Annotated in this window: 17 protein-coding genes; 6 read left to right on the top strand and 11 right to left on the bottom strand. The window is 52.6% G+C overall.

Going from position 1 to position 16,056, the window contains the following annotated elements; translation table 11 throughout:
- The 4 genes from B2067_RS03460 to B2067_RS03475 form a co-directional block, all read right to left on the bottom strand.
- A partial coding sequence (locus tag B2067_RS03460; protein ID WP_301387456.1) for a response regulator occupies positions 1-1,549 on the bottom strand: 1,549 nt, incomplete at its 3' end.
- A gap of 47 nt (positions 1,550-1,596) precedes the next feature.
- The gene (locus tag B2067_RS03465) at positions 1,597-2,172 is read right to left on the bottom strand and encodes a chalcone isomerase family protein (RefSeq protein ID WP_084188705.1); all 576 of its coding nucleotides are present in this window, start codon (positions 2,170-2,172) and stop codon (positions 1,597-1,599) included.
- Between the two features lie 125 nt (positions 2,173-2,297).
- Entirely contained in the window at positions 2,298-2,762 is a 465-nt protein-coding gene (locus tag B2067_RS03470) for a DMP19 family protein (RefSeq protein ID WP_084188703.1), read from the bottom strand.
- A gap of 77 nt (positions 2,763-2,839) precedes the next feature.
- Positions 2,840-3,751 carry an alpha/beta fold hydrolase gene (locus B2067_RS03475; RefSeq protein ID WP_301387457.1) on the bottom strand — a complete coding sequence of 304 codons (912 nt, stop codon included), beginning with the start codon at positions 3,749-3,751 and terminating at the stop codon, positions 2,840-2,842.
- Positions 3,752-3,874: 123 nt separating this feature from the next.
- Here B2067_RS03475 and B2067_RS03480 point away from each other — a divergent pair, with 123 nt between their 5' ends.
- Positions 3,875-4,054, top strand: a complete 180-nt coding sequence (locus B2067_RS03480) for a hypothetical protein (protein ID WP_068438634.1) — start codon at positions 3,875-3,877, stop codon at positions 4,052-4,054.
- Here B2067_RS03480 and B2067_RS03485 read toward each other — a convergent pair.
- Genes B2067_RS03485 through B2067_RS03500 form a run of 4 tightly spaced genes read right to left on the bottom strand, consistent with a single transcriptional unit; the run spans position 4,051 to position 7,661 of the window.
- On the bottom strand, positions 4,051-4,668 hold the full coding sequence (locus B2067_RS03485) for a tRNA-(ms[2]io[6]A)-hydroxylase (RefSeq protein WP_076514798.1): 618 nt from the start codon (positions 4,666-4,668) through the stop codon (positions 4,051-4,053). The genes B2067_RS03480 and B2067_RS03485 overlap by 4 nt on opposite strands.
- Positions 4,665-5,081 carry an acyl-CoA thioesterase gene (locus B2067_RS03490; protein WP_301387460.1) on the bottom strand — a complete coding sequence of 139 codons (417 nt, stop codon included), beginning with the start codon at positions 5,079-5,081 and terminating at the stop codon, positions 4,665-4,667. Before B2067_RS03490 ends, B2067_RS03485 begins: the two co-directional genes overlap by 4 nt.
- A gap of 46 nt (positions 5,082-5,127) precedes the next feature.
- Positions 5,128-5,889 (bottom strand): 5'-3' exonuclease H3TH domain-containing protein, encoded by a 762-nt coding sequence (locus tag B2067_RS03495; protein WP_273087354.1) that lies wholly within the window; start codon positions 5,887-5,889, stop codon positions 5,128-5,130.
- Complete coding sequence (locus B2067_RS03500) at positions 5,889-7,661, bottom strand: ABCB family ABC transporter ATP-binding protein/permease (protein WP_301387461.1); 1,773 nt, start codon at positions 7,659-7,661, stop codon at positions 5,889-5,891. The genes B2067_RS03495 and B2067_RS03500 overlap by 1 nt, the downstream gene beginning before the upstream one ends.
- A gap of 89 nt (positions 7,662-7,750) precedes the next feature.
- Here B2067_RS03500 and B2067_RS03505 point away from each other — a divergent pair, with 89 nt between their 5' ends.
- Genes B2067_RS03505 through B2067_RS03515 form a run of 3 tightly spaced genes read left to right on the top strand, consistent with a single transcriptional unit; the run spans position 7,751 to position 10,362 of the window.
- Positions 7,751-8,821, top strand: a complete 1,071-nt coding sequence (locus B2067_RS03505) for a DUF2817 domain-containing protein (protein WP_301387463.1) — start codon at positions 7,751-7,753, stop codon at positions 8,819-8,821.
- Between the two features lie 59 nt (positions 8,822-8,880).
- Positions 8,881-9,597, top strand: coding sequence for a TorF family putative porin (locus tag B2067_RS03510; protein ID WP_068435880.1), 717 nt, complete (start codon positions 8,881-8,883; stop codon positions 9,595-9,597).
- Between the two features lie 12 nt (positions 9,598-9,609).
- Complete coding sequence (locus B2067_RS03515; protein WP_068435882.1) at positions 9,610-10,362, top strand: alpha/beta fold hydrolase; 753 nt, start codon at positions 9,610-9,612, stop codon at positions 10,360-10,362.
- On the opposite strand, the gene B2067_RS03520 is transcribed toward B2067_RS03515, so the two are convergent.
- The 3 genes from B2067_RS03520 to B2067_RS03530 are packed head-to-tail and all read right to left on the bottom strand — an operon-like array spanning position 10,327 to position 12,786.
- Positions 10,327-10,812: a hypothetical protein gene (locus B2067_RS03520; RefSeq protein WP_068435884.1), complete on the bottom strand. Its 486-nt coding sequence runs from the start codon at positions 10,810-10,812 to the stop codon at positions 10,327-10,329. The genes B2067_RS03515 and B2067_RS03520 overlap by 36 nt on opposite strands.
- 15 nt (positions 10,813-10,827) lie before the next feature.
- Complete coding sequence (gene rhlB, locus B2067_RS03525) at positions 10,828-12,198, bottom strand: ATP-dependent RNA helicase RhlB (RefSeq protein ID WP_414716522.1); 1,371 nt, start codon at positions 12,196-12,198, stop codon at positions 10,828-10,830.
- 12 nt (positions 12,199-12,210) lie between these two features.
- The gene (locus tag B2067_RS03530) at positions 12,211-12,786 is read right to left on the bottom strand and encodes an elongation factor P hydroxylase (RefSeq protein ID WP_068435889.1); all 576 of its coding nucleotides are present in this window, start codon (positions 12,784-12,786) and stop codon (positions 12,211-12,213) included.
- 78 nt (positions 12,787-12,864) lie between these two features.
- Here B2067_RS03530 and B2067_RS03535 point away from each other — a divergent pair, with 78 nt between their 5' ends.
- Both B2067_RS03535 and B2067_RS03540 read left to right on the top strand, forming a co-directional pair.
- Positions 12,865-14,265 carry an MATE family efflux transporter gene (locus tag B2067_RS03535; protein ID WP_301387464.1) on the top strand — a complete coding sequence of 467 codons (1,401 nt, stop codon included), beginning with the start codon at positions 12,865-12,867 and terminating at the stop codon, positions 14,263-14,265.
- A 123-nt stretch (positions 14,266-14,388) separates the two neighbouring features.
- Positions 14,389-15,990: an aldehyde dehydrogenase family protein gene (locus tag B2067_RS03540; RefSeq protein ID WP_301387465.1), complete on the top strand. Its 1,602-nt coding sequence runs from the start codon at positions 14,389-14,391 to the stop codon at positions 15,988-15,990.
- The last annotated feature ends 66 nt before the right edge of the window (positions 15,991-16,056 follow it).

Consider the following 16,056-nt stretch of genomic DNA (forward strand, 5'->3'; position numbering starts at 1 on the left):
TACTGATAACACAATCCATACCAGCCTCCAGACAGTCCTGCCGCTCGGCGTCAGACACTCCAGCAGTTAGCGCCAATACGGGCAGCTCGCTACCTTCTGAGCGGAGAATTCTAGTTGCTTCCATACCGCCAAGTTCTGGCATATGGCAATCCATAATAATCGCGTCAGCCATTCGCCACGCATCGCTGTCGATAAGCTCCCGGCCGTTATCAAAGACATCAACGTCCAGACCTTTTTTTTCCAGAATTACCTGCATGGTTCTCTGATTGGTTGCGTCGTCTTCACACACGAGAACCTTATAAGCCGGCCGGTCCTGGCTCCCCGTAACCAGCGAGCTATCAATGCCAAGCGGTACCTCCAGCCAGAACGTCGACCCCTTTCCCTGACGACTGGTCACACCGACACTCCCACCCATGAGTGAAGCCAGGTCATGACATAGACTCAGGCCAAGCCCTGTTCCACCATACACTTCTGCAGTAGCTGCAGTCTCCTGAACATAGGGCTTAAACACAGAAGTCAGACGATCTGGCGCAATACCGATCCCTGTATCACTGACCGATACAAACAGGGTCCACTGCTCACCATTTCGGGCTCCATTCAGTCGCACCGCGACCTGGCCACCCGTAGGCGTAAATCTCGCAGCATTGCTGAGAAAATTAGATAAAACCTGACGCAACCGGGCCTGATCACCAATCAGGTTGAGGGGAATATCTTCAGCAACTTCACACGCCAGACGAATTCCTTTCTGGCGTAAAATCGCTTCGTAGGTTGACGCTGTTTTTTCCAGCCAGTAACGAACATTAAATGCGGATTCCTGCAGTCGGAACTTACCCGCTTCAATTTTAGCCACATCAAGCACGTCATCAACTACACCCAGCAGAGTCTGTGTCGTAAATTCGAGCCCCTGCAACAACTCTGTACGCTCCGTTTCATCCGCATCGCCGAGCAACTCAATAATGCCAACCATACCAGTCAGAGGATTACGTACCTCATGGCTGAGGTGTGCAAGGAATCGCGATTTTTCTTCCAGAGCTTCGCTGACAAGTTCACGCTCACGTTCAGCATTCATCGCCAGCGTGGCAAAATGTTCGGACAACAGAATATCCCGGTATCCTCGAAGCGCTGTCGTCAGGGAAACGTAGAGACGCTCTTGCGTGGACTCACTTTTGGCGAGGTAGTCATTAATATCGTAATTCTGAACAACCCGATATTCTGGCGCGAAACCAGCCTGACCGGTACGAAGAATAACCCGGATCTTCTGGTTATTGAGTTCTTCGCGAATGCATTCAACCAGTTTAAGGCCGGCATCATCCTCTTCCATGACGACGTCGAGAAACAGAACTGCAATATCATCGCGGGATGACAGAATATCTTTCGCTGCCGCCGCAGACCTGGCCTGAATGACCGTGACAGGTCGCTGCTCAAAACGGTAGCGGGACAGAACAAGACTCGTAACATCGAGTACCGACTGGTCGTCATCAACAACCAGAACGGGTATTTCGTCAGGTAACAGATCGCTTCCCGAGCGCGTGAGTTCTGTTTCTGTCATTTAGCAATCCTTTGCACTATTTTCTGCACTCAAAGCCCTGTTCCGGCTCAAAGACCCAGCATTTTTTCCCGAAGACTGGTCTGCACCGGGTCATCAGAGAGCCAGATACCAGCCATTGCAGAACGGAAATCCAGCCCCTCAACAACTTCAAGAAGCTCACCGTTACGATAAATCTCGGTTCCGGCGTCGGGGTTATAAACCAGATCAAAGACATCGCCGACCGACAAAGAGTTCCGGAAGGTTTTGATCATAGTTTCAACCTGAGGACGTATCGGACCCAGGTCACCATGGGTAGATCTGACGAAGCCGTCCATTGCAGACTCTGCAAAACGATCAGCGGTCACCAGGTCCGAAATAATAACGACACGGATATCCAGCGGACTTCCGGAGGCAAGAATCCCGTCTGCGTCAGTCGAAACTTCCGGGAGGTACAATGCGGCGACATACGCATCGATGAAAAAACGAGACCGAACACCGGCACCATTTAAAACCATAGTGTGACCAGAAAAAGTAACCTCTTCTGGTACAGATACACCTTTGAGCTTTACATCTGCGAATGCAGCGGAGGCAGAGAGAGCCAGCGCTGTACACAAAAAACACGATGAGACCATTTTTATAATCATAGGCAATCCCTTTATTGCTGCTACATAGTTTCAGCGTTTGCCCTCGATATTACAAGATAAGCCTCAACTCGCGCCGATACTGACCCAAGCGCCCCTCCTCATAAACAGCCTTGCCACCTGTTTGATCAGTGAAACTCACGCAGGTTTTTCTGAACAAATCGCAGTGTCAACCCGACCAGATTTTCACCGCTGTCGTAGAAACGATCATCCAGAGCTGCGATTTTATCAGCATGTTCGCTTTCGATATTATCGAAAGCATCAATGCGATCATCTTCATCTGAAGGAATATTACGATCAGGAAACAGATCGACTATCTGGTCAAGCAGACCAGCCGACACTGGCGCTTTAATACGCTCAAGTGCTTCGAGCGTGTCTTCCGCTTTAGCGCCTGCTTCGTGGTGAACGAACTGCACGAAACCACCGTTCTCCATCTCTCTCAGCAACTGATCGAGACAGAAGACAGTTTTCTCTGCTTCATTCAGGGAGTCATAGCCATTCTCGGCTTCTTTGTCGTAGATCACATCCGTGATCTGCAGGAAGGAATCAGTCTCATCGGCAACATCTAAGGCTGCCTGAATCTCCATGTTCATAGGGTCCTACTCGAAACTCACTTAATTGCCCAAGTAAAAACCACCTTAGCCCAGAGCGCGCAAATTGACAAAGGTTTTCATAGCCCCCGGCCGGAATCGACCAATATGTCATTAATTTGCACCGCTGCGGCCTCTGGCGCTTCCATAGGAAAGCAATGACCACCATCAAATACATGTTGCGAAATACGCTTATTCCGGCCCACGGCACGCTTTACTGCTGGACGGATAAATGGATATGAACGTGTGGCGACAACAATATCGACCGGCACACTGACCGTTCTGACTGCCTGCCAGAGACCACGCGGGTAAGAGCCAAAAATGGAGGCCTCCCAACGAGGGTCGCAGGCCAGTGTTAGTGCACCTGCCTCGGTTGTACGAGTTCCGTAGTGAGCAAATGCGTCCAGTGCTCCAGGAGTCCAGTTCCGGTATAGCGACTTGGTCGACAGGTCTGTTTTCAATGCATCCACAGACGGCCAGTCCGAACGACGCCGGGCGACCGAGCGTACCAGAGACGTTCGTTGCCACAGCCCTGTTTTTCTCATCAGTCTTTGGTAAAAAATAACTTCGCGGCTGAACAGAACCGGATCGAGCAACACAACTCGGGAAAACAAGTCAGGATAACGCGCTGCGGCAAGCAGCGTCACCACCCCCCCCATACTGTGACCTATCCCCGTTACTGGCCTGTCAATGCGAGCGGCGATACTGTTTGCAACGCGGTCAGCCATATCATTCCAGTCTGGCTGTGCGTTGACATCCGGCCCCCCTGAGGCGCCATGTCCTGGTAAATCAGTGAACAGCAGGGGCTGACTTCCATCTGTAATTTCTTCTGCCAGGGGAGCTAACGTGAGTCCGCAAAAACCGTTGCCGTGAAGAAAATGAAGCGGTTCTCCCTCACCCTCAATGCAATCGTAGGTAGCCAGTCCAGCTACCTGCCGGGTGTCCAATGAATGCCCGGCGCAGATTGCGCCATCTAACGGGAGTTTGTTCACTTTGCGATCACTCTGTTAAAGAAATTGTAATCATTGCAGGTCTTAGGAACGATAGCTACTGGTGCAGTTCTGAGAGGGAGTCTAGTTTGATTGTGACATCAGAACGTCCTGAGGAGCCCACCCATGACTGCAGCAGTAACCTTAAAAGCACTTGAAGCCAACCGCATGTTTACCGACTTAAAAGACGCAGAGGCGCGGCTTGAGCAAGCCAGCCGGGACCTTAAGGCTGGCGCTATTGATGAAGCGACGTATCAGCGCGAAACTGACATCTGCATCAAGATCATTCGCGCCTGTCAGGATTAAGCGGCGGCAGGAACGCCACTGTGGAAACGGAATTCCGGGTCCGGGCTAAGAATCAACTCACGCTCAATTTCACGGAACTCGTCAATCCGCCATTGGATATCTGTGCCCGCATATTGTCTGGCAAGCTCCAGATAATCCTGGTAATGACGACCTTCTGAGCGAAGCAGAGATCGATAGAATTTGGCCAAGGTGTCATCGAGGTGCGGAACCAACGCCGCGAACCGTTCGCAGGAACGCGCTTCGATTAAAGCGCCACAGATAAGCACATCGACCAGCTCATCCTCTCCGCCCTTACGAACCAGTTCGCGCAACCCAGAAGCGTAGCGTGACGACGACACGTGACGATAGCTGACACCACGGTCCTTCATGATGCCAACCACTTGTTCGAAATGCAGCAGCTCTTCGCGCGCAAGCTGACTCATTTTTTTGAGAAGGTCATCGCGATCAATGTAGCGGTACAGAAGGTTCATTGCTGTCGAAGCGGCTTTTTTCTCACAGTTAGCATGGTCGATCAGCAGTAATTCCTGATTCTCGAGAGCAACATCAATCCATGCGCCAGGTGTTGGGCATAGCAGGAACTGATTAATCTCTGCCATCACGTCATCAAGATTCATGCCCCGGCTTCCTCTGCAACCTGCTCAAGAATGGTCCGAATCTCGCCTTCGAGCGGGACAGCCTTTTCGGCCACCGGATCCATCACACAAAAGGTCACTGTGGCATCGACCACCATCTCAGTCGCCCCATCTTTCTGACGGGTCACTGTCTGTTCAAAAACCGCGCTTTTGCCGCCAATTTTTGCCACACGAATCCCGAGGTCCAGAACATCATGGATAACCGCAGGGCGGCGGTAGTTGATATTAGTATTTACCACCACCATCGAAAGCCCAAGCGCAGCGATTTTTTCGGCAAAGCCAGTGTGATCCATAAACTCCCAACGAGCTTCTTCCAGAAACTCCATGTAGCGCCCGTTATTAACGTGCTGGTACACATCAATATGGAATCCACGAACTTTTATCTGAGAAGACATATCTGCTCCGCTGAGGCCTGTCAAAATGGCGGGCAAGTTTAGCCGATCACGACTTTGCCCTCAATGAAGAGAGACTGATCCCTAACTCGAGGTCGGTTCGAAGGGTCGCCAGAACACGAGTCCGGATCGCCGAAGGGATGCCCTGTTCCAGCGCATTTGAAAGACGTTCGGGCAATACCTCTGGCCAGCCGATCGCATGATCCAGGCTACCACAGAGATCAAGAACCTGAGCGGCGCCCTTCTTACCGATGCCCGGCACGCCCGGCAAATGATTTGTCTGATCACCGCACAGAGCCCAATAGTCGGTCAACTGAGCAGGTGCCAGTCCCCAGCGCTGGTGCACAGCTTCTTCATTCCAGAGAAATCGATCAAAGTGATTAAGTACAGATATACGTTCTGACACCAGCTGGCAGAAGCCTTTATCGGTCGACAGAATGGTTACCTGAAGGCCGCTACGGGCAGCCCGGTCCGCCACCGTTGCAACCACATCATCCGCTTCCCAGCCCGACATGCGGTAACTATGAATACCGCTGCGTTCAAGATCCGCTCGCATCTCAGAAAGATCATTGGCCAGCGCTTCAGGCATGGGCGAACGCCCGGCTTTATACTCTGGCCAGATGCGGTGGCGCCAGGTCGGCTCCTGATCCTCATACACCATCAACAGATGCGTGGCTTTGCGCCCCCGGACGTTGGCACCAATGATATCGATCACTTTATTGCGGGTTGCTTCAGCCGCAAACTCAGAGTCTTCCACCGCAGCATAGACCCGGCGTATCAGATTCATCGCATCGATTAACAGCAGATGCATCAGCCAATCTCCCCAGAGGCTTGTTGAGCCTGCCATAGCGCCGCGTAACGACCGTTCTTTGCCAGAAGTTCTCTGTGGTTGCCACGTTCTGCGATCTGTCCGTTTTCGAGAACCGCAATTTCATCGGCATCGACAACCGTCGATAAGCGGTGCGCAATGATTAACGCGGTATGCCCTTCGGACACTCTGCGAATTTCTTTCATAATGCTGCGCTCAGTTTCAGAATCTAACGACGAGGTCGCCTCATCAAAGACCATAATGGCGGGTCTTTTAAGTAGCATTCGGGCGATGGCAATGCGCTGTTTTTCACCACCAGACAGCTTTAACCCTCGCTCCCCCACGACGGTTTCCAGACCGGCTGGATTTTCTGCAACCAGCCTGTCCAGACTTGCCATCTGCACAACGTCCTGCAGGTCTGTCTCGCTGGCATCCGGGCAGGCATACAGCAGGTTATTTCTGAGTGTGTCGTTAAACAGGACGGTATCCTGCGGAACGATGCCCAGGGCCTGCCGCAACGACGTTTGAGATACATCGGTTATAACCTGATCATCAATACGTATCTGACCGGATGTCACATCGTAAAAACGGAACAGCAACCGGGTTATCGTTGACTTACCCGCGCCGCTGCCGCCAACAAGCGCGAGCGTCTTTCCTGCAGGCACAGAAAAGCTCAGATCGTTAAGCACCTGCCGACCGTTGCCATAATCAAAACCTACCCGATCAAACACCACCTCACCGCGAGTCACATTCAGGCATTTGGTGGCGTTATCGGGCACGTCGGTTTCAACATCGAGCAGAACAAACATCCTCTCAATATTAGCGACCGACGCCTTAATCTCGCGATAAACAAAGCCAAGGAAGTTCAGAGGCAAAAAGAGCTGAAACATAAAGGCATTCACCAGCGTGAAATCACCCAACGTCATCTCCCCGGTGAGCACATAGTGTGCTGCTGACATCAACATGCAGGCCATGGCGACTGAAATAATAAGCGCCTGACCACTGTTCAGAGTAAACAGCGACAAGCGGTTCATGCGTCGGGCTTTTTCCCAGCGGGCAAGTGATCCGTCGTAGTCAGCCGACTCCCGCTCTTCTGCGGTGAAGTACTTAACCGTCTCATAGTTGAGGAGGCTATCAAGCGCCCGGGCATGCGTTGATGAGTCCATCTGATTGGCTTCCCGCACATAGCGCGTACGCCACTCCGTGACCTTCACTGAATAGCCGACGTACAGAATAACGGCCACCAGGGTGATCCCAGCAAACACAGGCGGGTAGTTAATCAAGAGAAGAACGATAACCAGACCGAGTTCAAGAAATGTCGGAAGGATATTGAAAATCAGAAAACGCATCAGGAACGAAATGCCGTTAGTCCCTCTCTCAATATCACGCTGCAATGCACCCGTCTGACGATCCAGGTGAAACGAAAGACTCAGGCTGTGAAGATGCCGGAACAACGCCAGTGACATTCTGCGCATCACCCGCTCTGCGACCCGACCAAACAGCAGATCGCGGAGCTCCCCGGCAAACACGGTCATAAACCGCACGGTGCCATAAGCCAGCAACAGTAATAGCGGGAACGCCGCCCACCAGTTCTCACCAATGGTGCCAGCTGCATCCAGATGATCGACCTGATACTTGAGCAAAAATGGCATAACCACGCTGGCCAGCTTGGCCAACAACAGGCAAATCATCGCCCCGATGACCCGACCGCGATACTCCAGCAGAAAGGGCCAGATAGTAGTCAGCCAACGACGAACGCGCAGTTTGTCAGGCATGTCCACCGGTGTTGACTGGAAGCTTCTCATTGGCGGTGTAACCTGTTAGATATAGTCAAAAGGCCAAAGAGCATAAGGTTCACCTCAACGTGATTCAACGCATTTCCCGCCTTAACGCGGCTTTGCCAGAACTGGCAGAACTTGAGTCCCTCATCGAAGAGGGCAAACAGTACATGCGGATTCGTGTACCTGCTCACATACAGCACAAGGGTGAACATCTTCCTTTCTATGTTCTTGAAATGGGCAGTACTGCTAAAGATGCTCCCGTGCTGGCATTGGTTGGCGGTGTGCATGGCGTCGAACGCATTGGCACCCAGGTCATTCTGTCATTTATGAAGAGCCTGGTGCGTCGTCTGCACTGGGACCCTGTTATTCGCGATCAACTTGAACACCTCAGGCTATTAATCATCCCTATCGTTAACCCGGGTGGCATGGCTGAGAATACGCGCTGCAACCCTAACGGTGTGGATCTGATGCGCAATGCGCCGGTCGAAGCCGAGGGCAACACCCCATGGCTGGTGGGCGGCCAACGTATCAGTTCCGCTCTGCCCTGGTACCGCGGCAAACCTGGCCGCCCGATGGAGCCCGAGAATCAAGCGCTAAGCGACGCCATTCATCATGCTCTGCGCGATCAGAAATACTGCATCAGCCTTGATTGCCACTCGGGCTTCGGCACCCGCGACCGACTCTGGTTCCCATACGCTAAAAGCACTGCCCCGTGGCCCGGAATAGGCGCTGCTCATACGCTGACTGAGCTGTTTGAACACAGTTTCCCCAGCCACGAGCAGTATCTGTTTGAGCCGCAGGCGCATAGCTATACCACCAACGGTGATATGTGGGATTACCTCTACGATGATTACCGGGCCATGCAACCAGAAGGTTGTTTTATTCCTATCACTCTGGAAATGGGTTCCTGGCTTTGGGTTAAGAAAAACCCACGACACCTCCTGCGTTATCACGGTTTATTTAACCCGGTATTACCCCATCGCCAACAGCGGATTCTGCGTCGGCATCTGGTTCTGTTCGACTTTCTGATGTCTGCTGCTCGGACCATGCCGCAGTGGGCGCCTGAATCAGCGGCAGATCAGACGAGAGCCCTTCAGTCTGCACTTGAACGCTGGTATCCGGGAATGAGCGGAAATATCACACCGGCAGTGTGAAGCGAGCGCCGCTTCCGCTACACTAGGCGCCTGATGTATCTGACGGATTTCGTAACCTTATGCCACGTCTGCAATACCTGCTTGTATCACTCACGTCAGCCGCTTTACTGACCTGTCACCATGCCGCATTGGCTGATGTTACCGCCGACCTTGGGGTCACCTCTGAATTTGTGCGTGACGGCATAAGCCAGACCAGTGGCAAAGCCGCCTGGCAGGCAGGCATGACGGCCACCCATAACTCAGGGTTTTATGCTGGCGCCTGGGGCAGTAACGTAGACCACGGCAGCGCAGATAGCCTGCACTCCGAATGGGATGTGTATGGCGGTGCTAACCTGCCGCTCTGGCGAGCATGGTCTGTTGATGCCAGCCTGACGCGCTTCACTTTCCATGGTGACGCTGAAGAAAAAGGTGATGCATACAACGAAACAGCACTTCGTCTGTTGTGGGACAACAACCTGACTCTGGGATACCGGGCGGCAGACGGTTATTACGGCAGCGAATACAACCTGCATACCCTCGAAACAGCCTACACCTTTCAGACCGGGTCTTTTTCAATCGAACTCTACGGCGCCAATCATCGCTTAGACGGTACCGACGAAACGACGAACTTCGGCAGCTCGACGGCTGACGATTACTGGCACTTCCGAGTAGGAGCCGCCAGAACCTGGAATCATTGGGATTACCGCCTGACCCTGGAACGCACTAATCTGGGTGGCGACTTCGATGCAGGCACTCTGATTCAGTTCAGCGTCCACCGCTTCTTCCGTATCTGGTAACAGGATAAACGCTTGAAGCCGTCCTCTGATAAACCTGTACTCGTTTTTCTTCGGGGCCTGATCCGCAGCCGTTATCACTGGCTGGAATTTCCGGAGAGGTTTGCAGAGGACTTTCAGGTTATTCAACCTGAGTTGCCAGGCAATGGCTATCAGTACTCCCAGACAACCCCTTCTGACATTCCGTCTATGATGGAAAACATTCGCGCACAGGTTCGCGCTGAGCACGAGGGGCCGATAACGGTAATTGCTGTCTCTATGGGGGCTATGATTGCTGCAGAATGGGCCCGCCAGTACCCAGACGAGATTGAATCACTCCATCTGATCAATACCAGCCTCGCCAATATGTCTTATCCGTGGGAGCGTATGACGGCCGTGTCATTTTTCAGGCTGCTATTCTGTTTTGGCGACCGCCTGCGACTCGAGCGGACCATTTTTGATCTGACCATAAACCGCGCACTTACCGCTGGTGAATCTGCCCCATGGGTTCGTTTTGCAGATGAACACCCGCTGCGCTGGCGTAACGTATTCGTGCAACTGATCGCCGCAAGTCGCTACAAAGGCCCGACCAGTGCCCCAGTCCATGACGTGTTCTTTTACAATGCGGCAGGCGACAGGTTAGTTAAACCGGGGTGTACAGCGCGCATTGCGCATCGCTGGAAGAAGCCTTTGTTCACACACCCTTCTGCGGGGCACGACTTACCCGCGGACGATCCGAGCTGGTTGGAGCAATCAATCCGCGCTCAGCTCACACCGCGTACCGACTGATACCCAATCGACGCATGGCTGCCCGGCGAGGCAAAGAGCCGGAAATTCATCCTGATCAATGTATATGGTGTCCGCCAGTTCAACACCGCGCGGAAAGGATAGCTGCCCATCCGGCTCAATAAAAAGCGGTAGGCTGGCAATATTGCGGTAGTAGCCAAGCAACGTGGTCTGATCAAACACCAGCAAGCTGAAATATTGGGAATAATCCGCCCCCTTTACCCGCTCAAGACCAATCAGTGTCCGATCATTGTGAACGCCAAAGTAATAGTACGAATTCACATGGTCGCCTTCGCTGTTATGAATCAGCGGGGACCTCATAGATTCCAGGCACAGTTCAGCCTGCTGAGGCGTTACCGCCTCGATAGCAAAATAACTTGCTGCGTCCTGCGGTTCCAGCGCGTAGGTCACTGGAACCAATAGTACGAAAGACAGAAATACCCGCCAGCACATACCCAGCCTTAATCCTCAGGGTTGCGTCAGTTCCAGCTTGGTGCCGAGGTATTTTTCGAGGTCCGGCAGTACGAACGCATCATCCTCTGACACAAAGCTCACCGATACACCTTTGGCACCTGCCCGGCCCGTCCGGCCGATACGGTGAACGTAATCTTCCGGATCTTCCGGCAAGGTGTAGTTAATAACATGACTGACACCGTCAACGTGAATACCGCGACCAGCAACGTCTGTGGCAACCATGATATTTACCCGTCCGTCACGGAAACGCTCCAGTGTACGGACCCGTTTGTCCTGGCTGACTTCACCAGACAGGAGAACAGCAACGTGGCCGTTCTTGTTCAGTTTATCGCACAGATTACGGGTCAGGTCGCGACGGTTGGCGAAGATGATCAGTCTCTCTGGCTTCTCTTCGTTCAGGACCCGCTCCAGCAAGCTATATTTGTCTGAGTCGGCACAAAGATATAGTTTCTGATCAACACGATCAGTCGTTACCTGCTCCGGCTCGATTTCAACCTTCATCGGGTTCGTGGTCCACTGATCAATCAGGATACGCACATCAAAATTGAAAGTTGCGGAGTACAGCAGGGTCTGACGGTATTCTTTTGGCGGTGTCCCACGGACAATCCGCTTCACATCAGGAATGAACCCCATGTCGAGCATGCGGTCAGCTTCATCAAGGACAAGCACTTCAACCTGATCCAGGAACACATCCTGACTCCGCATAAAGTCGATCAGACGGCCCGGTGTCGCTACCAGTACGTCGACCACATGATCCCGCAGCATTTTGCGCTGCGAGTCATAGTTCATACCACCGACAACGGTGACAGTATTCAGACCGGTGTATTTACCCAGTGCTTCCGCATCTTTACCAATCTGCAGTGCCAGCTCACGAGTGGGCGCAATAATCAGAGCACGAGGTTCACTGGCGAAGCGCTCTTCCGGCTTAACTGTCAGGAGACGGTTGAAAATCGTCAGCAGAAAGGCGGCTGTCTTACCCGTACCAGTCTGCGCCTGACCAATCATGTCACGACCTGTCAGCGCTGCAGGCAGGCTCTCCGCCTGAATCGGTGAGCAATACTGAAACCCGGACTCATGGATACCGCGCATCACAGAATCAGGCAGCTGAAGATCGTGGAAACGGGTTTTTCCTTCCTGAGGCTCAACTTTGAAATCCGAGAGACTCCATGGAGTCTCGATCACTTCTTTCTTAGGCTTTTTATTCTGTGCCGTGGCCTTATCACCCCCAGCGTTGCGCTTAGAGCCATGACTTTTGGCATTTTGCGTTGGCTTATTTTTCTGAGCCGGGGCCTTTTTAGCAGCTGCGGGCTTCTTCGATTCCGGCGCCGGCTTTGAGGCGTTGGATTTGAACAGTTTCTTTAACAAACCTATCTCCGTTCAGATATTTTCTGGCACAAACAGATGCGTACCAAATAGTGTATGGCGGTGATAATAATCCAATAGCGCCTCTTTTAGTATCTCAGCACGCTCTGGCAGCCCGTTTTTGAGATACCATGTCGCCTGTTTGACTACGGCACCACGGAATTTTTGGCGTCCCAGCTCCACCGCATCGGGGTCGCCATCCAGATTATCAGTACTGATGTGGAACTTGCGTCCGCAGGCCTCTGACAGTATCCACTCCAATGCCTGAGGTTTTACTTCGACCTGCTCAAACTCCCGCTGTCGTTCGGCAGAACGGCCGTCGGGCTCATACCAGTAACCATAATCAACTAGCTTACGCCTTTCAGCGCCCGCAATGCACCAGTGTGCAATTTCATGCAGCGCAGATTCGTAGAAGCCGTGGGCGAAAATAACCCTATGGTAAGGCACTTCAGTATCCGCTGGGAGATATTCAGGCTCACCACCACCTGAGACCAGGCGAGTGTTTTCAGAGACGCTGAAAAGCCGATCAAAAATAGATACGAGATCGGCCGGCAAAAGTTCGATGACGTCGGGTTGTTTTAGCAGGTTCATTTTCTTTCTGTTATTCAATATCAAGCACAGGCACAATAGCCGCGCCTGTCAATTATACGGTTCAGCCTCTGTTTCGCTATGTCTACCGCACACTCTACCTCTTACCGCCAGCAACCAGCATCAGACCTCAAAGCGATTCTTAAACTTACGGGCCCGATTCTTCTTACACAGCTCGCGCAGGTCGGTATGGGCACCATTGATACCGTCATGTCGGGATACGTGAGCACCCGTGATCTCGCCGCCGTCGCGATTGGCAGTGCCGTCTGGACGCCAATATGGCTATTTCTCGCAGGCGTTCTCGTTGCTCTCTCACCGGCCGTCGCCAAAGCACGTTCAGGTCCATCGGCGTCATCCGCCATACAATCCCTGCTGGCTTCGGGCATATCGCTCGGGCTTCTGACGGGCGTCATTCTCGGCGGTATTACTGCCGCCATCGCTGTAGCTCTTCCCTATTGGATTGACGATGCGCATACGGCAACAACTGCGAAATACTATCTACTGGCCATCGCAACCGCGATGCCCATATCCGGAATATTCCTCGCACTCAGGTTCCATGCTGAAGCTGTTGACCAGGCCCATCACGTTACCCGCATCATGCTGATTGGTTTGATACTTAATATTCCGGTGAATGCGGCACTGATCTATGGCTGGGGGCCCCTTCCGGAACTGGGTGGTATCGGTTGCGGCATCGGAAGCGCGATCGTCGTCTGCTTTATGACCTGGGCGTTGCAATGGGACTGCCGACGCTATCGGGCCGAGCAAAGCATACGCCTGTTGTCATTCTATCGCTCAACCGTCACCGACCATGTAAAAAGCCTGAGCCGTGTTGGACTTCCCATCGGTGTGGCCATATTTTTTGAGGTCAGCCTGTTTACCGTTATTGCCCTTTTCCTGACCGACTTAGGTCCCGTCGTCGTCGCAGGTCATCAGGTAGCACTGAACGTCTCTTCGGTGACCTTTATGCTGCCTCTCAGCCTTGGCATGGCGTTAACAGTCAGAGTGGGGCACCATCTCGGCCAGCAGAACAATGCACCCGAAGGAGCGCTCAGCCCTGCTCGACAGTGTGCCTGGCTGGGAGTAAAGCTCAACCTGCTGCTGGCTCTCTTTAATGCCGCAGTCATTCTGTCTGGCGCTGGCCTTATCGCGAATCTTTATTCCCCAGACCCAGCCGTGGTCTCAATCGGTGCTGCCCTGTTGATTTACGCGGCGATATTCCAGATCCCCGACGCAATTCAGATCGCTGCTGCTGGCGCGCTCAGGGCCTACGAAGATACCTTCGTAGTCATGCTCATTACCTTCCTGTCTTATTGGATCATTGGCTTTGGTACCGGTTGGTACCTTGCTTACGGGCTCGCAGAACCGATGGGGGCCGCCGGGTTCTGGATCGGACTCATTGCCGGCCTAAGCTGTGCAGCAGTTTGTCTGCTGCTGAGGCTGCGCGTCGTAAGTCGCCGTTCCCAAGGCGTCTCTTCCGAGTGACATAGCGACAGACGGGCTCATTTAGCCTGCTCTGCAAGGCCGGAACCGACTTGTTCAGCGCCGGGTTTACTGTGCTAACATCTGGCCGTCAAAAGTTACAGAAACCCGCACAGGTATTTCACCATGAATGTAGCCAATCCAGACGTGGCGTATGAAGTCAGTATTAATCCAGCGACTCTTGAAGAAATTGGTCGTCTGCCACTGACAACTCAGGAAGAGTTCACCACGGTGTTTAATCGCGCACGCGATGCTCAGAAAATCTGGGCACAGACTTCTTATAAAGAGCGTGCATCTTACGTTCTGAAAATGGCAGATTACATTCGTGATAACGCAGATGAGCTTGCTGGCATCATCAGCCAGGACAATGGCAAACTGAAAATTGATGCCCTGAATACTGAAGTTATTCCATCCATCATGAGCTGCACCTGGTACGCAAAAAACGCGCCTAAAGTGCTCAAAGATGAACTGCTCCCTCCTGCGTCCATGATGTTCTTCAACAAATGGTCGAAGCGCGTTTTTCAGCCAATCGGTGTACTCGGCATCATCAGCCCATGGAATTACCCGTTCAGCATCCCGTTTGGTGAGCTTGTTATGGGCCTGATGGCAGGTAACGCAGTTGTGCTTAAAGTGGCTGCCCAGACGCCTATGGTCGGCGAAGCCATTGAGCGCGTCGTTAAAGCATCAGGCTTACCTGATGGCCTGTTTACTCATGTTGTTGGTTCCGGCTCAAAAGTTCTTTCATCCATGCTTGAGAACGGCGCGGATAAAATATTCTTCACCGGCTCTACCTTCGCGGGTAAGCAGGTTATGAAATCATGTGCAGAGTATCTTGTACCGTGTAGTCTTGAGCTTGGCGGTAACGATGCCATGATCGTTCTTGAAGATGCACCTATCGAACGTGCCGTAAACGGTGGCATGTGGGCTGCCTACCAGAACGCGGGTCAGTCATGTGGTGGCGTGAAGCGGGTTTATGTACACGAAAAAGTGTATGACGACTTCATCAAAATGGCCGTTGCTAAGACCAAAGCACTGCGCCACGGTGATAACGGCCATGACGCTGATATGGGTTCAGTAACCACCGAAAAGCAGTTCCAGCAGCTCGAGAAAGAGCTTCAGATGGCGCTGGATAATGGTGCTCAGATCGCAGCTCAGTCTCAGGCCGTCGGCAACCAGAATGGTTATTTCTTCCCTGCGACCCTACTGACTGACGTGACCCCTGATATGGAGTTCATGCAGGACGAAATCTTCGGGCCATTTATGCCTGTTGTGAGAGTCAGCTCTGAGGCGGAAGCAATTGAACTGGCGAATAAATCACAGTACGGTCTGACAGCATCGGTCTGGACTCGTAATAACGCGCACGGCAAAAAAGTTGCCAAACAGCTTCACGCTGGTGCGGTTACCGTCAACGACCATCTGTATACCCATGGATTAAGCAACACCGAATGGGGTGGCCCGAAAGAGTCAGGTATTGGTCGTACACATGGCGCCCTCGGTTTACTTGAAGTGGCTGAATCAAAAATCGTGAACTGGGATATTTTACCGACACTGAGTAAAAACAACGCCTGGTGGTTCCCGTTCGACGAAGCGACCTACGAAACCATGCTGAAAATGACTGCCTACGCGAAACCGCGGTCAGCGTTTGAATGGATTGGTCTTAATCTGACCGTTATTCCAAAAGTAATGAAGAAAATGATGAGCAGCTGGAAGGTCGACAACGATCGTTAATTAAAGCAGAGGCGCGTCCTGAAAAATAAAAGCCCCGCACTGCGGCACTGCTGTCCCACAGTTTTG

The organism is Thalassolituus sp. UBA2590 (assembly GCF_002339775.1).
Lineage (GTDB): Bacteria > Pseudomonadota > Gammaproteobacteria > Pseudomonadales > Oceanobacteraceae > Thalassolituus.

Coding starts and splice junctions, on each gene's coding strand:
- B2067_RS03465 (WP_084188705.1), bottom strand. CDS start 2,172: ATGATTATAAAAATGGTCTCATCGTGTTTTTTGTGTACAGCGCTGGCT.
- B2067_RS03470 (WP_084188703.1), bottom strand. CDS start 2,762: ATGAACATGGAGATTCAGGCAGCCTTAGATGTTGCCGATGAGACTGAT.
- B2067_RS03480 (WP_068438634.1), top strand. CDS start 3,875: ATGACTGCAGCAGTAACCTTAAAAGCACTTGAAGCCAACCGCATGTTT.
- B2067_RS03485 (WP_076514798.1), bottom strand. CDS start 4,668: ATGAATCTTGATGACGTGATGGCAGAGATTAATCAGTTCCTGCTATGC.
- B2067_RS03490 (WP_301387460.1), bottom strand. CDS start 5,081: ATGTCTTCTCAGATAAAAGTTCGTGGATTCCATATTGATGTGTACCAG.
- B2067_RS03495 (WP_273087354.1), bottom strand. CDS start 5,889: ATGCATCTGCTGTTAATCGATGCGATGAATCTGATACGCCGGGTCTAT.
- B2067_RS03500 (WP_301387461.1), bottom strand. CDS start 7,661: ATGCCTGACAAACTGCGCGTTCGTCGTTGGCTGACTACTATCTGGCCC.
- B2067_RS03510 (WP_068435880.1), top strand. CDS start 8,881: ATGCCACGTCTGCAATACCTGCTTGTATCACTCACGTCAGCCGCTTTA.
- B2067_RS03520 (WP_068435884.1), bottom strand. CDS start 10,812: ATGTGCTGGCGGGTATTTCTGTCTTTCGTACTATTGGTTCCAGTGACC.
- B2067_RS03530 (WP_068435889.1), bottom strand. CDS start 12,786: ATGAACCTGCTAAAACAACCCGACGTCATCGAACTTTTGCCGGCCGAT.
- B2067_RS03535 (WP_301387464.1), top strand. CDS start 12,865: ATGTCTACCGCACACTCTACCTCTTACCGCCAGCAACCAGCATCAGAC.
- B2067_RS03540 (WP_301387465.1), top strand. CDS start 14,389: ATGAATGTAGCCAATCCAGACGTGGCGTATGAAGTCAGTATTAATCCA.